The following is a 14,220-nucleotide window of genomic DNA, read 5'->3' on the forward strand; positions in this document are numbered from 1 at the left end:
GGGCGGCAGGGGTGACCGGCGCCGCTCCGGTCACCCCTGCCGCGGCTACTGGGCCGCCGCGCTGGACTTGCCGCGCAGCACCACGCTCGCCGTCGACGCGCCCTTGATCGCCGTCTCGATCTGGGCCATCGTCGAGGACGAGCTCAGGCCGGGGACCGTCGCGGTGTTCAGCGCGTACAGCGTGAACGTGTACGGGTGGCTGGAGCCGCCCGGGCAGGGGCCGAAGAACTTCAGGGCGTTCGCCCCGCTGCCCATCGCCTTCTGCTTGGCGCCACCCTGGTTCGGCACGGTGTAGCCCGCGCCGAGGCCTTCCGGCAGCGACTTCGCGGTGGCCGGGACGTCCCAGATCGCCCAGTGCAGCTTGTTCCCGCTGTTGGCGACGTCGGCGAACACGACCGCGTAGGCCTTCGCGCCGGTGGCCGCGCCCCACGCGAGCGGCGGCGACGGGTCCTGGCCCGCCGTGCCGTCGCCGGCGCAGGTGTACTTGTCCGGGATGGTCGCGTTGTCGGCGAACGCGGAGCTGGTCAGCTTGAACTCACCCGGCGTCGAACCGCCGGGGAACTTCAGCCGCACGATCACGTTGTCCAGCACCGACGGCGTGCCGCCGTTCTTGTCGTTGTTCGTCGACGTCAGCCAGAGCCCGCCGTCCGGGGTCTTGGTGACCGAGCGCAGCCGGCCCCAGCGTCCCGAGAACAGCGTCGACACGGAGCCGATGCCGGTGCCCGCGGAGTTGATCTGCGTCGCGAACATCTGCTCGCCGGTGACGCCGGCGATGTAGATCCAGTCGTTGACGATCTCCAGCCCGCTCGGCCCGGCCTGCGAGGTCGGCCACGTCTTCTTCGGGGCGATGAAGCCGCTGCAGCTGCCCTGCGTGCCTTCGCAGCTGGGCCAGCCGAAGTTGCCGCCCTTCTGGATCAGGTTGAGTTCGTCCTGGCTGCTCTCGCCGAACTCCGCCGCCCACAGCTGGCCGCGGGAGTCCCAGGCCAGGCCCTGCGGGTTGCGGTGGCCGTAGCTCCACACGTACCGGGCGTTGCCGCTGGTGGCGTAGAACGGGTTGTCGGACGGCGCCGAGCCGTCGGGGTTCAGCCGCAGGATCTTCCCGTTGAGCGAGCTCTTGTTCTGCGCGTTGTCGCTGTTCTTCGCGTCGCCCACGGTGGCGTACAGCTTGCCGTCCGGACCGAACTTGATCCGGCCGCCGTTGTGGTAGCGGTTCTTCGCGATCCCGGTCAGCACCGGCGTCGACGTCGAGGACAGCGTGGCGCCGTCGTAGGTCATCTTCACGATCCGGTTGTCCCCGGAAGCCGTGTGGTACAGGTAGATCGCGTGGTCGGACGCCCAGTTCGGCGAGATCGCCAGGCCGAGCAGGCCGCCTTCACCGCTGGTCGTGACCGCGCCCGGCACCTTGCCCAGCGTCGTCTTCTGGCCGGACGGCGTCACCAGCACGATCTCGAACCGGTCCCGCTCGGTCACCAGCGCGTTGCCGTTCGGCAGGAAGTCCACCGACCAGCCGAGGTCGACCTTCGCGATGTCCTTGTCGTACTCCGGGATGCCCCCTGCGCCGCCCGGAGCGGACGTCTTGACGGTGACCGCGTTGCTGGCCGCGGAGCTGTTGCCGTCGGGGTCGCGTGCCTTGACCGTGAAGGTGTAGGAGGTGTTCGGGCTGAGGTTCGTGACGGTCGTCCCCAGGGACGTCGTGGTCGCGACCTTCGTGGCGCCCTGGTAGACGTCGTAGCCGGCGACGGTGCCGCCGTTGTCGGTGGAAGCGTTCCACGCCAGCGAAACGCTGTTCGCGGTGACGCCGGTGGAACGAAGGTTGCCCGGCACCGTCGGCGGGGTGGTGTCGTCGCTCGGCGGCGTGGTGAAGGTGACCACGTTGCTCTGCTGCGACGGGTTGCCCGCGGCGTCGAACGCGCCGACCGAGATGTCGTAGGCGGTGTTCGGGGTCAGGTTGTCCACGGTCGCCGTGGTCGTGTTCCCGTCGACGGTCTTGAGGACGTTGCCGCCGCGGTTGACTTCGTAGCGGACGACGCCGACGTTGTCGGTCGCGGCGGTCCAGGTGAACGTCGCCGCGGTGGGGAGGATGGTGCTCGCCTTGAGGTTCGACGGCGGGGTCGGCGCTTCGCCGTCGGTGGGCGCGACGAAGGTGTCGGTGAGCTTGTCGGCGTTCGGGCCGCCGTTCGCGGTGGTCGCGGTGGTGCGGACCTTGTTGACGCCGGCGGTCAGCTGGACGGTCGCGGTGGCGGTCTTCCACGTCGTCCAGGCGCCGGTGCCGGGGAAGTCGACGGTGCCCTTGTCCCCGCCGTCGACGAGCAGCTTCACCGGGCGGTTGTCGGCGGTTCCGTTGGCGTAGCGGAAGGTCAGGGTGTGCGTGCCCGCCTGCGCGGCGTTCACGGAGTACTCGACGTAGCTGCCGACGACGTTGTCGAAGTTGACGAACCCGGTGCCGGAGTAGCCGGCGTGGTTCGACTCGACCACGCCTTGGGAGAGCACGGCGTTCTCGGACTCGTAGTCGGTATCCGCCGCGAAAGCGCTTACCGGACTGAGCGCGGTGAGGCCGAGCGCCGCGACGGCGGTACCGGCCAGTACCACGCGCCACGGTGGACGGGGTGCCACTGGGAGCCTCCTGCGTGGGTGGGGGGGGACAGGGGGTGACCGGGGCGGAACTGGTCGGCGGACCACCGGAATCGGATCTAATAGTTAGGAAAGTTTCCTATCTATGGGACAGATCTCACACCCTCCGAGCGGGCCGTGTCAATACTCGACGCGACCGCTCACCCTTGGTGAAGAAGGGTTTCCCGCTCACCGGTGCGCGCCCGGCGAGGACGTGACCCGGGTCGTCAGCCGGCCATCGCGGCGGCCTCGCCCGCCCAGTCGCGGGGCACCAGGAAGGACGCCAGCGCCGCTTCGGGACTCCCCGGCGGTGGCGTGCCGGGCGGCTCCCACCGGGCCAGCGGCGGCAGGGCCGTCAGCACGGCTTCGGCGTCGGCCGGCGGGGCGGACGCGGCGTGGAAGAGGGCGGCCTCGACGTACCGGCCCCGGCGGTGCAGCTGCCACTGCCGCTCGCGCTCGCCGTGCGGGTGGTCCCGGCGCCGCCGCACGATCGGGAGGTACGCGGGTGCGACGGCGGCGATGCCCGCCGCCGTGAACGCCGCGCCGCGACGCCAGCCGTGCGGGCCGGGCGGGCGCAGATGGTCGTAGGCGATGCCGCCGAGCCCGTGCGGCTCGTCGCGGTGCGGCAGCCGGAAGCGGTCGTCGGCGGTCCGCTTGGCCTGCGCGTGGAACGCCGGGTCGAGCGTGTCGCAGTGGGTGCGGAGCACGCGGTGGAAGTGGGTCGCGTCTTCGGCGAAGCCGTAGCAGGGGATGAGCTCCGCGGCGCCGCCGAACCACCAGGTCTCCCCGGCTTCGCAGTATCGGAAGTGCGCCTGGAACGCGGGCACGTACGGGTTGCGCGGGTGGATCACGACCGAAAGCCCGCAGGTGAGGAACCCGCCGTCGTCGGTCGACGTCACGCAGACGCCGGCGCGTTCGAAGACGTCCCCGTTCTCCAGCAGCCGCGCCCGGCCCCGGCCGAAGCGGGCCCCGCCGTCGAGGCGTTCCAGCTCGGCGACCAGTTCGCGCTGGCCGGAGTTCAGGATCGCCTTGACGGCGTCCCGTCTGTCGTCCTCACCCGGAACCATGGGCCCCACCCCCACCGGGCAGGGTACGCGAAACCGGGGTCAGCCGGCGATGTCGGCGCGGGCGATGACCTTGGTGATCTTCGCCCGGACGAGCGATTCTTCCGGGACGGCGTTGCGCTTGCCGTACGCCTCGGCCTGCTCGGCGCCCATGTACCGCCCGCCCAGCTTGGTCGCCCACGCGAGCATGTCGTCGAAGTCGTGGGTCAGCCGCGCCTCGGCGGTGAACTGCACGTACGAATACGGCGGTTTCTGGTCGTCGACGGCGAGGGAAATGCGGCCGTCGCGGGCGATGGCCTTCCCTTTCAGCGTCTCGGTGCCGGTCGTGAAGATCAGCTCGTCGCCGTCCGGGCCCTCGTTCAGCAGGAACCAGATCGGCGTCACGATCGGGGAGCCGTCCTTCCTGACCAGGCCGAGCATGCCCGTGCGGGTGCCCTCGGACGCGAACTGCCACCACTCTTCACGGCTCATCTCACGCATGAGGGGGACGTTAGCCCGTCACCCGGGCGTGCGCAGAGGGTGGCCGACTAGCCTGGCCTGCTGTGCGAGACGACACCGGGGGACCAGGACTGGCCGACGAGGGGCTGACGCGCCGCCTCAAGGCGCTGGCCTGCACCGCGCCGCTGCACGACCTGGACGCGCGCAAGGCGAAGCTCGACTGGGCCGACGCCACGGTCTACCAGATGGCCGAGATCGCGCTGCACACGATCGACCAGGTCACCATCGCGATGGACTTCGACACCGGCGCCGGCCACGACCAGGTCATCGACCGGCTCCTGCCCTTCATCGCCCAGCAGGCGCCGTCGCGGATGCCCGAGGAACACGTCCGCGTGGCCAAGTGGGTCCTGGACAACCTGATCAACGTCGGCACGACCGACCGCGGCTTCCGGCGCGTCTACGGCTCGATGGGGCCGGGCGGCTACCAGCGGCGGCAGTTCGACTTCAAGCTGCTCGTCGAGCTGGCCGCCCCGGACGGCGAGGTCTACCTCCGCGCCACCGACGAGGCCATCAACGTCCTCGTCGGCGCCCTCGACACCGACGTCGAATCGGCGCAGATCGCCGCCGAGGTCAAGCTCGAGAACCTGATCAACCGCGGCCGGCTCGCCGACGCGAAGCTCGCCGCCGAGCAGGCCCGCTACCGGACCGTCCAGTACGGCGAGACCCTGCGCGCGAAGCTCGACGCGACCCGCCGCGACGTCCGGTCGGTCGACTGGGAGCGCGAGGTCCCGGAGCTGCTCGACAGCGCGCTCAGCCACATCGAGGCCCGCTTCCGCGCCGAGAACGCCATCCTCAAGAACATCACCACCGCCCGCGACGAGACCGAGGACCTCGACAAGAAACGCCGTGCCGCCGAGCTGGTCGACATCGTCGGCGACTGCATCCGCCGCCACACGCGCCTGCAGTCCCGGCTGGCCGACGCGGGTGCGGTCTTCCGCGCCGAACAGGACCGCCAGCAGTTCTCCGGCCCGCCCCAGCGCGCCACGCTCGACCTGTTCGGCCAGCTCCTCGTCCCCACCCTCGGGCTGCCGCTGGCCGACGCCGTCGCGCCCGCCGAGCACTTCTTCCACGCCGCCGCCGGGATCACCGCGCCGGTCGTGCCGTCGCTGTCCTCGCTGGTCTCGCTGCTCCTGCGGCCCGCACCGGAGCGCGATCAGCTGGTCGGGGAGATCCCGGAACCCGAGCTCATGCCCGCCGAGACCACCGATCGCTTCGGCGACGAGGTCTGGCGGCGCGCCGACGAACTCCTCGACCTGCCCGAGGTGCCGCGGCGGCTGTCGGGCCTGCTCGAAGAAGCGCGCCGCAGCCGCCAGCCCGGCCTCGCCGCCCTCGTCGCGCTGCGCGCCGTCCACGCCTACAGTCCCGGGGTCGGCGCGGCCCGCCGCCAAGGCGACCGGCAGGTGCTGCTCGCCGTCGACGACGGCACGCTCCTCGACGACCCGGAGTTCGGCGGCGCCGACCTGCTGCTGTCCACCGCGGCCGTCGAGCGCGCCGACGAAGAAGAGAACGAGGAGGTCGCCTGATGGCGTTGTCCCACAGCAGCGTGGACGCCGAGGCCGCCGCCCGGCTGGTCGCCTTCGGCATGCGGCCGAAGCAGCTGCCCGCGCGTGACGTCGTGTACGGCGACCTCGTGCGCCGCTACGGCGAGGACAACGCGTTCAAGGCGCTCACCCACGCCGTCGCCGCCGGGCTCGGCCTCATGGTCCTCGAGGTCAACCAGCAGGCCGGCGCGGTCCTCGCGGCCACCGACGAGTCCGTCTTCGAAATCAAGATGGACTCCTACGCCCGCCAGGCCAAGATCCGCGAGCGCCGCGACACGGAGAAGGTCCTGCACGGCCTCATCCACCTCGCCGCCGCCGCGCTCGGCTACCCGCGGCCGGACGACCTGGCCAACGACACCTACATCGGCCGCGTCAGCGTCGAGCAGGTCGACGCGATGGTCCGCGAAGCCGCCCGGATGCTCGACGAACGCGCCGCGGCGGCCGAGGCCAACAACGACCCCCTGGCCGACGCGCCCGAGCTCGAACAGGCCTGGCGCGCCTACACCCGGCGTCCCGCGGCCGCGGCCACCAAGGACGGCCGCCTCGCCGCCGACACCACCCGCGGCATGGTCTCCCGCGCCCTGCGCTTCCTCGCCGACCAGGGCTTCCTGGTCCCGGTGAGCGACGAGCAGGGCGGCACCTACCGGACCACGCCGCGCTACCAGATCCAGGTCCGCGAGCTCGCCGCGGACGCCGCGTTCGACGACCTGCTCGCGCTGGACGTCGTCGCCGTCGCGAACGCCGGGGGCACGCTGCGCGCGGCGTCTTCGGACACGCTTTAAGAGGGGATTCGATGTACGAGCTTTCGCGGGTCCGCCTGCACTCGGTGGGCCCGGCGGGTGCCCGCTACCAGGACGTCGTGCTCGACTTCAGCGGCGTCGGCGCCAAGATCACCGCGCCGCAGCAGGACGCGCTGTTCAGCGCCGGCATCCACGCGACCGGGCCGGCCGAGCTGCGCCGCCCGTCGCCGGCGAGCGTGCTGTTCCTCGAGAACGGCGGCGGCAAGTCCGTGCTCATCAAGCTGATCTTCTCGGTCATGCTGCCCGGCCGCCGCCAGGTCGTCGGCACCACGAGCACGAAGGTCCTGGAGAAGTTCGTCGCCGCCAAGGACGTTTCCCACGTCGTGCTGGAGTGGCTGCACGTCGAGAGCGGCCACCGGATCATCACCGGCAAGACGTCGGAGTGGCGCGGGCACGTCGTCTCGTCGGACTCGGAGAACCTGGCCGACTCCTGGTACTGCTTCCGCCCGACCGCCGCGCTGGGGCTCGATACGCTGCCGATGACCCAGGACGGCCGGCTGCTCACCATGTCCGGCTTCCACGACAAGCTCGCCGCGGCCCAGCTGGCCGAGCCCGAGCTGGAACTGTTCTGGACCCGCCGCCACCACGAGTGGACCCACCGCCTGGACGGGCTCGGCCTCGACACCGAGCTGTTCCGCTACCAGCGCGCGATGAACGCCGGCGAAGGCGAAGCGGCGGACGCGTTCGCCTTCGGCACCGACGACGCGTTCGTCGAGTTCCTGCTGCGCGCGGTGATCTCCGAAGAGGAGCCGAAGGATCTCGCCGAGGTCGTCGCCACCTACGCGCACAACCTGGCGCAGCGCGGGGATCTGCTGTCCGAACGCGACTTCGTGGCCGGCGCCCTGGACCTGCTGGGGCCGCTGGCCGCCGAAGAAGGCGTCGCCGCGGAGTCGCGGAAGATCGCCGAATCGGCGAAAGCCGACATGGCCGCGCTGGCCGGGCGCGTCGTCGCGCGCAACGAGCTCGAGAACGCGCGGCTGTCCGGGCTCGAGGACCACGTCACCGAGGTCAAGTCCGCCGAGAAGCTCGCGGAGGGCGACCACCGGCGGCTCGCGGCGGCCGTCACGGAGCTGCGTCGCCTGGTCGCCGTGCTGCGCCTGGACGAAGCCCAGGAGGCCCGCAAGCGCGTCGACGCCGAACTCGCCGAGGCGAAGACCGCGGCGGAGGCCTGGCGCGAGACGGCGACCGTGCTCAATTCCCTGAACGCGGCCCGCAAGGCGAAGGACCTGCGCGAACTGGTCGGCAGCCGGGAAGAGAAGGCGCGGCCGGCGCTGAAGGCGCGCAACGACGCCGCTTCGGCGCTCGCGCGCGGGTTGCACGCGCTGGCGCAGGACGCCCAGCGTCAGGCCGACAAGGCCGAAGCGCACGCGGGCGCGTTGCGGGCCGAAGCGGAGAAGGCCCAGACCGAACGCGACGAAGCCGCGAACCTCGCGGCCGCCCGCCGCGCCGAAGCCCGGGGCCTCACGGCCCGGATCACCGAGCTGCGCGAAGAAGTCCAGAACGCCGTGCGGGCGGGGCTGCTGCCGTCGGGCGCCGACGTCGCCGAAGCGTCCCGCGCCGCTCGCAGCGCCGCCGAAGCAGCCACCGCCGAACTCGTGCGGCGCGAGCAGGAACTCGACCGCGTCGCGGCGGATCTCCAGGCGGCGCAACGGGCCGTGAACGAGGCGCACCAGCTGGCGGGCACCACCCAGGACCGCTTCGAGCGCGCCACCGAGGACCTCGACCGCGCCCACCGCCGCACCGACGCGCTGGCCGCCGAAGGGCGGCTGATCGAGCTGCTCGGCGCCGACGACGTCGCGCTGGAAAGCGATCTGCCGGTGCTGCTGGAACGGCTGCGCGAGGCGAGCGCGGCCGTCGAGAAGGAGCAGACCGCGCTGCGGATGGAGGAGTCCGCCGACGAGCGCGCGCTCGCCGCCCTCGGCTCCGGTGGGCTCCTGCCGCCCCCGGAGGACGTCCAGGCCGCCCTCGACGCGCTCGAAGAAGCCGGGATCACGGCGTGGTCCGGCTGGCGCTATCTGTCCAAACTGGACGCTTCGCGGCGGGCCGAGGTGCTGGAAAGCCTGCCGCAGCTGGTGTCCGGCGTGCTGTTGAACGACGCCGCGCACGTGGATCGCGCCCGCGAAGTGCTCACGAAGCGGCGGCTGCTGCCGTCCGCGACCATCGCCGTCGGCACCACCGAAGCCCTGCAGGCCGAGGTGCCCGCCGCGCCCGGCGTCGAGTTCCTCGTGCCGCCGAACCCCGCGATGTACGACGAAGAAGCCGCCGACGCCGAGCGGGAAGCCGTGGCGCGGCGGCACACCGAGCGGCAGCGGCGCCTCGAGGCGTTGTCCGCCAAGCTGTCCGCGGACGGCGCGCTGACCTGGAAGCTCACCACCTGGCGCGAGGACTACCCGCCCGGCGCCGTCGCGACCCTGGCCGAGCAGGCCCAGGCCGCCCGCACCGCCCGCGAGACCGCCCGCGCGGCGCTGGACCAAGCCGACGCGGACTTCGCGCGGTTGAGCGAGAAAGCGGCGTCGCTGCGCGAGCGCGTCCCCGAACTGCGGGCGGCCGCGGCCGAAGCCGAAGAGAAGGCGCGGCGGCTGGGAGAGCTGGGCGCCCGCAGCGCGCGGATCACCGAGTGGACCGAGGACGTCGAGCGCGCCACCGAGGTCGCCGAGCGCGCCGACCTGCAGGCCGCCGACGCCGCGGGCAAGGCCGCGCGGCTGCGCGAGCAGGCGGGGGAGGAGCAGCGCACCGCCGACGGCCACCGCCGCACCGCGACCACCGCGCGCGCCGAACTCGCCGAGGTGCCCGGCGCGGCCGAGGCGGCCGAGGGCGACGTGCCGTCCGAGCCCGTCGACGCGCTGCGGCGGACCTACCTCTCGGCGTCCGAGTCCTACGCGAAGGTCGAGGTCGGCAGCGACCTGCGGGCCGAGCTGGAGCAGGCCGAATCCGCCGAAGCGGCGGCGGGTTCGGCCGTGGAGTCCCTCGACGAGGCCGTGCGGGTCCGCGCGGCCGAACTGCTGGAGACGCCCGACGGTTCCGACGCCTCGGCGCGGGCGGCCGCGCTGGCGCGGGCTCGCCGCGTCGTCGACGGCCTGGAGGACGAACGCACCGAAGCCATCGGGCTCGTTTCGACGCGGCGCGCCGAGCTGGACGCGCTGCCGCTGCAGAACGGCGTCACCGGCGAGAAGCCGCGGGACATCGAGCACGGCCTGGAACTGATCGACGCGGCCGGGCTGGAGGCTTCGGCGGCCGCGCGCAAGTGGGAAGAGCTGCAGGAACGCCGGGCCGCGGCGGAAGCGACGCTGGAGTCGGCTCGAAGTTCCGCGTCCGGGTTCGCGCTGCTCGCGGAGTCGATGGCCCACCTGGTGACCGACACGGACGCGGCCGCCTACGACGGCGACGTCGAGACCGCCCGAGCCCAGCACAGCCGCCTCAACGCGACGCTCGGCCAGGCGCAGGAAGCCGCCGACGCGGGCGACCGCCGGGTGCGCGCGGCCGCCGACCAGCTCGCGCAGTACGCGACCGAGAAGCGGTTCGAGAAGCTGAGCACGCCGGTGCGCCAGCAGGTCATCTCGGTCAAGCGCGACCAGCTCCCGGCGCACGCCGCCGAGTGGGCCGAAGCGCTGCGGCCGCGGCTGCGGTCGCTCACCGACGACCTCGCGCAGATCGACCGGCACCGCGGCGGCATCATCACCCGCCTGCAGGGCATGGTCGACGGCGCGCTGCGGACGTTGCGCTCGGCCCAGCGCGTCTCGCGCCTGCCGGACGGGCTCGGCGACTGGTCCGGGCAGGAGTTCCTGCGCATCCGGTTCACCGAGCTGGAGGACAACGCGCTCACCGAGAAGCTCGGCGAGGTCGTCGACGAAGCCGCCGTCGGCAAGACCGCGGACGGCCGCGACGTCAAGCGCGACGGGCTTTCGCTGGTGCTGCGCGGAGTCCGGGCCGCGGCGCCCAAGGGCTTCCGCGTCGACATGCTCAAGCCGGACTCGGTGCTGCGGACCGAACGCCAGCGCGTGTCGGAGATCCGCGACGTCTTCTCCGGCGGCCAGCAGCTGACCGCGGCGATCATCCTGTACTGCACGCTCGCGGCGCTGCGCGCCAACAACCGCGGCAAGGTCCGCAACCGGCACTCCGGCGTGCTGTTCCTCGACAACCCGATCGGCCGCGCGTCCGCCGGGTACCTCCTGGAGCTGCAGCGCGCGGTCGCCGAGGCGCTCGGCGTGCAGCTGATCTACACCACGGGCCTGTTCGACGCGGGCGCGCTGTCGGAGTTCCCGCTGATCGTGCGGCTGCGCAACGACGCCGACCTGCGGGCGGGGCGCAAGTACCTGTCGGTGGACTCGACGATCCGCAACTCCCTGGACGACCTCGGCGACCCCGACGGCGTCGCGCGGCTGTCGGCGACCCGGATGTTCACGCGGCCGTCCGAAGAACCCGCCGATTCCGCTGAGGACGAACAGACGGCGTGACGGGAACATCTCCCGGGGTTTCGTGGTTGCCGCGCGCATGACGAACCTGGGGGCGCTGGGCGCCACGCTGAACACGACCGGGCCGGAGACCGTCGCGGCCGCCGCCGAGCTGGAGGAGCTGGGGTACGCCACGCTCTGGCTGCCGGGCGGGCAGGGCAGCAACCTGCCGCTGATCACCGACGTCGTCCACGGGACCGCGAAGATCCCGGTGGCCAGCGGCATCCTCCCCGTCGACCGGGTGCCCGCCGCCGCGGTCGCCGCGGCCTACGCGGACCTGCCGGCCGGGCGGTTCGTGGTCGGTCTCGGCGGCGCGCACGGCCCGCGTCCGCTGGCCACGCTGAACGACTACCTCGACGAGCTGGACCACACTGTCCCCGCGTCCGCGCGCATCCTCTCGGCGCTGGGCCCGAAGATGCTGGAGCTGGCGCGGGACCGCGCGGCGGGCGCGTACCCGTTCCTGGTGACGACGGACTACGTCGCTTCGGCGCGCGAGATCCTCGGCGCCGGGAAGCAGCTGGTGGTCCTGCTGAACGTCGTCGCGGAGCCCGACGCGGCGACTGCTCGCGAACGCGCTCGCGAGGGCTCGCTGCGGTTCCTGGCCGGGATGCCCGGCTACGCGAACAACTTCCGCCGCATGGGCTTCACCGACGCCGACATCGCGGACCTGTCGGACCGCCTGGTCGACGGGCTGACGCTGCGCGGCGACCTCGACGCGGTCGTCGCCGGGCTGCGCGAGTACCGGGCGGCCGGGGCCGACCAGGTCGTCGTCCCGGCCGGTGGCCTGCCCCGCGAGTGGTGGCCGGCGCTGGCGGAGGCGCTGCGGTGACCTCGGCGCGGGCTCGCGGCCTCACGCACGGCGTCCCGGCGGAGGTGTCCCTGCAGGACGCCCTCGCCGCGGTCGCCGACCCCGTGCGCCGCAGCATCCTGCGCGAGCTGGCGGCGGTCCCGGAGTGGACGAAGGCGTGCGGCACGTTCGACCTGCCGGTGGCGAAGGCGACGCTCAGCCACCACTTCGGGGTGCTGCGCGCGGCGGGCCTGATCGAGCAGCACGACGAAGGCCCGCGGCGGCTGAACCGCTTGCGGCGCCCCGAATTCGACGCCGCGTTCCCGGGGTTGCTGGACCTGGTGCTCAGTCACCCCGGCCGGTGAACGCGAGCGTCGTGCCGAGGCCGATCATGACCAGTCCGCCGGTGCCGCCGACCGCTTCCAGGCGCTTCGGCGAGCGGGCGAACCACGCGCGGGCGGTGCCCGCCACCAGCGCCCACGCGCTGTCGGTGGCCAGCGCGATCGCGGGCAGGCACAGGCCGAGCAGCAGCATCTGGACCGGCACGGACCCGGCAGCCGGGTCGACGAACTGGGGGAGCAGCGCGGCGAGGAACACGATCGACTTCGGGTTCGCGAAGCCGACGACGAACCCGTCGCGCAGCACGGTCACGACCCGGCCGGGCGTGCCGGGCACCTTCGCGGCCATGGCGTCGGACAGCTTCCGCCGGTGCCGGAGGGCCTGGACGCCCAGGTAGACGAGGTAGAGCGCGCCGGCGATCTTGATCGCGGTGAAGACCGCGGCCGACGTCGTCACGAGCGCGCCGAGGCCGAAGGCGACCGCGACGACCTGCGTGTAGACGCCGGCGGAGTTGCCCACGACGGTGAGCAGGGCGTCGCGCCGGCCGACCGTGAGCGCGCGGCTGATGGTGAACAGCACGCTCGGCCCGGGGACGACGACCATGAGGAACGTCAGCGCGGCGAAGGCCGCGAAGTGCGCACCGGAGACCATGCCGCGAGCGTAAACGCGCCTCCGGCCAGGCGACCAGCGGTTTTTGTCGGTGGCCGGTGGTATCACAAGCGGGTGCCCCCACCGACGATCAGCTCCTCGCAGCGCCGGGCCCGCCTCGGCGTCCGCCACCACCTCGCCGCGCCCGCGGCCACGGTCGCCGACGCCGTGGCCGGGGTCGTGGCCCTGCACGCCACCGACCCGGCGACCGTCCACCTTTCGGCGTCCGCGCGGCTGGCCTCGCCCGGCGTTTCCCTGGTGGAGCAGGCGTTGTACACCGACCGCACGCTGCTGCGGCTGCTCGGCATGCGCCGCACGGTGTTCGTGACCACCCTGGACACCGCGGCGCTCGTGCAGGCCGGGTGCTCGGCGGACATCGCCGTCAAGCAGCGGAAGCTGCTCGAAGGGCACCTCGGCAAGCAGGGGCACCCGGAGAACGTGCCGGAGCCGGGGAAGTGGCTCGTGGACGTCGAAGCGTCGGTCGAGGCGGCGTTGCGCGCCCGCGGTTCGGCGACGGCGCAGCAGCTGAGCGAGGACGAGCCCCGCCTGCGCCAGCAGCTGCTGATGGCGGCGGGGAAGCCGTACGAGGCGATCGGGAACGTGACGAGCCGGGTGCTGTTCCTGCTGGCGGCCGGCGGCCGGATCGCCCGCGGCCGCCCCCGCGGCAGCTGGCTCAGCAGCCAGTACGTCTGGCACCCGCTCGACGGGTGGGTGCCGGGCGGGCTGCCGTCGTGGGACGCGGAGGAGGCCAGGGCCGAACTGGCCCGCCGCTGGCTGCGCGCGTACGGCCCGGCGCCGGTGGCGGACCTGCGCTGGTGGACGGGCTGGACGGCGGGCCAGACGAAGAAGGCCCTCGCCGCGGTGTCCCCGGTGGAGGTGGAGCTCGACGGAGTGCCGGGCGTCGTCCTGCCGGACGACCTCGACCCGGTGCCGGAGCCACCGCCGTGGGTGGCGTTCCTGCCGGCTCTGGACCCGACGTCGATGGGCTGGCAGGAGCGCGGCTGGTTCCTGGGCCCGCACCGCCCGGCGCTGTTCGACCGCAGCGGCAACATCGGCCCGACGATCTGGGCGTCCGGCCGGATCGTCGGCGGGTGGGGACAGCGGGCCTCGGGCGAAATCGCGTTCCGGCTGCTGGAGGACGTGGGCACGGAGGTGGCGGCGAGGGTCGAGGCGGAGGCGGAGAGGTGCCGGGGCTGGTACGGCGAGGTCCGGGCGGTCCCGCGGTTCCGGACCCCGCTGGAACGGGAGCTCACGGGGTGAACGACGTCGCTGGATCGGTCGAGTCACCGACCTCACGCTCGCCCGCGCCCCGCGGGATCCGGCTCGCCGAAGGGCCGGAAGGCCGTGTTTGCGCAAGATCGACTGAATCGATCCGGTACCTCGTGCGCGTGCCCGGCCCGTGTCCGCTCGCACGCCGGTCTGCCAGCCGAAACCGCCGAACCGCGAGCCGGGCCGGTCCGCCGTGGTCCAGGTGTCGGGCAC

Annotated in this window: 10 protein-coding genes; 6 read left to right on the forward strand and 4 right to left on the reverse strand. The window is 73.0% G+C overall.

The window, feature by feature from the left end; genetic code table 11:
* Window positions 1-45: 45 nt before the first annotated feature.
* From ACWEVP_RS17330 to ACWEVP_RS17340, 3 genes are all read right to left on the reverse strand, one after another.
* Window positions 46-2,613: a PQQ-dependent sugar dehydrogenase gene (locus tag ACWEVP_RS17330; RefSeq protein WP_452063525.1), complete on the reverse strand. Its 2,568-nt coding sequence runs from the start codon at window positions 2,611-2,613 to the stop codon at window positions 46-48.
* Window positions 2,614-2,837: 224 nt separating this feature from the next.
* Window positions 2,838-3,677: a coproporphyrinogen III oxidase gene (locus tag ACWEVP_RS17335; protein ID WP_452063526.1), complete on the reverse strand. Its 840-nt coding sequence runs from the start codon at window positions 3,675-3,677 to the stop codon at window positions 2,838-2,840.
* Between the two features lie 39 nt (window positions 3,678-3,716).
* Entirely contained in the window at window positions 3,717-4,154 is a 438-nt protein-coding gene (locus tag ACWEVP_RS17340) for a PPOX class F420-dependent oxidoreductase (RefSeq protein ID WP_452063527.1), read from the reverse strand.
* 62 nt (window positions 4,155-4,216) lie between these two features.
* Between ACWEVP_RS17340 and ACWEVP_RS17345 the strand changes: the two genes are divergently transcribed.
* The 5 genes from ACWEVP_RS17345 to ACWEVP_RS17365 are packed head-to-tail and all read left to right on the forward strand — an operon-like array spanning window position 4,217 to window position 12,116.
* Window positions 4,217-5,695: a hypothetical protein gene (locus ACWEVP_RS17345; RefSeq protein ID WP_452063528.1), complete on the forward strand. Its 1,479-nt coding sequence runs from the start codon at window positions 4,217-4,219 to the stop codon at window positions 5,693-5,695.
* Window positions 5,695-6,495 (forward strand): hypothetical protein, encoded by an 801-nt coding sequence (locus tag ACWEVP_RS17350; protein WP_452063529.1) that lies wholly within the window; start codon window positions 5,695-5,697, stop codon window positions 6,493-6,495. Before ACWEVP_RS17345 ends, ACWEVP_RS17350 begins: the two co-directional genes overlap by 1 nt.
* 11 nt (window positions 6,496-6,506) lie before the next feature.
* A complete protein-coding gene (locus tag ACWEVP_RS17355) occupies window positions 6,507-10,967 on the forward strand; it encodes a hypothetical protein (protein ID WP_452063530.1) in 4,461 nt (1,486 codons plus the stop codon).
* Window positions 10,968-11,004: 37 nt separating this feature from the next.
* Window positions 11,005-11,793 (forward strand): TIGR03620 family F420-dependent LLM class oxidoreductase, encoded by a 789-nt coding sequence (locus ACWEVP_RS17360; RefSeq protein ID WP_452063531.1) that lies wholly within the window; start codon window positions 11,005-11,007, stop codon window positions 11,791-11,793.
* Entirely contained in the window at window positions 11,790-12,116 is a 327-nt protein-coding gene (locus ACWEVP_RS17365; RefSeq protein WP_452063532.1) for an ArsR/SmtB family transcription factor, read from the forward strand. Before ACWEVP_RS17360 ends, ACWEVP_RS17365 begins: the two co-directional genes overlap by 4 nt.
* Here the strand turns inward: ACWEVP_RS17365 and ACWEVP_RS17370 are convergent.
* Entirely contained in the window at window positions 12,097-12,741 is a 645-nt protein-coding gene (locus ACWEVP_RS17370; protein WP_452063533.1) for a LysE family translocator, read from the reverse strand. The two genes, ACWEVP_RS17365 and ACWEVP_RS17370, sit on opposite strands and share 20 nt — an antisense overlap.
* Before the next feature lie 72 nt (window positions 12,742-12,813).
* On the opposite strand from ACWEVP_RS17370, the gene ACWEVP_RS17375 reads away from it, so the two are divergent.
* The gene (locus ACWEVP_RS17375) at window positions 12,814-13,998 is read left to right on the forward strand and encodes a winged helix DNA-binding domain-containing protein (RefSeq protein WP_452063534.1); all 1,185 of its coding nucleotides are present in this window, start codon (window positions 12,814-12,816) and stop codon (window positions 13,996-13,998) included.
* Window positions 13,999-14,220 lie beyond the last annotated feature (222 nt).

The organism is Amycolatopsis sp. NPDC003865 (genome assembly GCF_053605345.1).

What these genes read in the sequence shown, in the direction of transcription:
- ACWEVP_RS17360 (WP_452063531.1), top strand. Translation starts at nt 11,005, where the DNA reads ATGACGAACCTGGGGGCGCTGGGCGCCACGCTGAACACGACCGGGCCG.
- ACWEVP_RS17340 (WP_452063527.1), bottom strand. Translation starts at nt 4,154, where the DNA reads ATGCGTGAGATGAGCCGTGAAGAGTGGTGGCAGTTCGCGTCCGAGGGC.
- ACWEVP_RS17350 (WP_452063529.1), top strand. Translation starts at nt 5,695, where the DNA reads ATGGCGTTGTCCCACAGCAGCGTGGACGCCGAGGCCGCCGCCCGGCTG.
- ACWEVP_RS17370 (WP_452063533.1), bottom strand. Translation starts at nt 12,741, where the DNA reads ATGGTCTCCGGTGCGCACTTCGCGGCCTTCGCCGCGCTGACGTTCCTC.
- ACWEVP_RS17355 (WP_452063530.1), top strand. Translation starts at nt 6,507, where the DNA reads ATGTACGAGCTTTCGCGGGTCCGCCTGCACTCGGTGGGCCCGGCGGGT.
- ACWEVP_RS17335 (WP_452063526.1), bottom strand. Translation starts at nt 3,677, where the DNA reads ATGGTTCCGGGTGAGGACGACAGACGGGACGCCGTCAAGGCGATCCTG.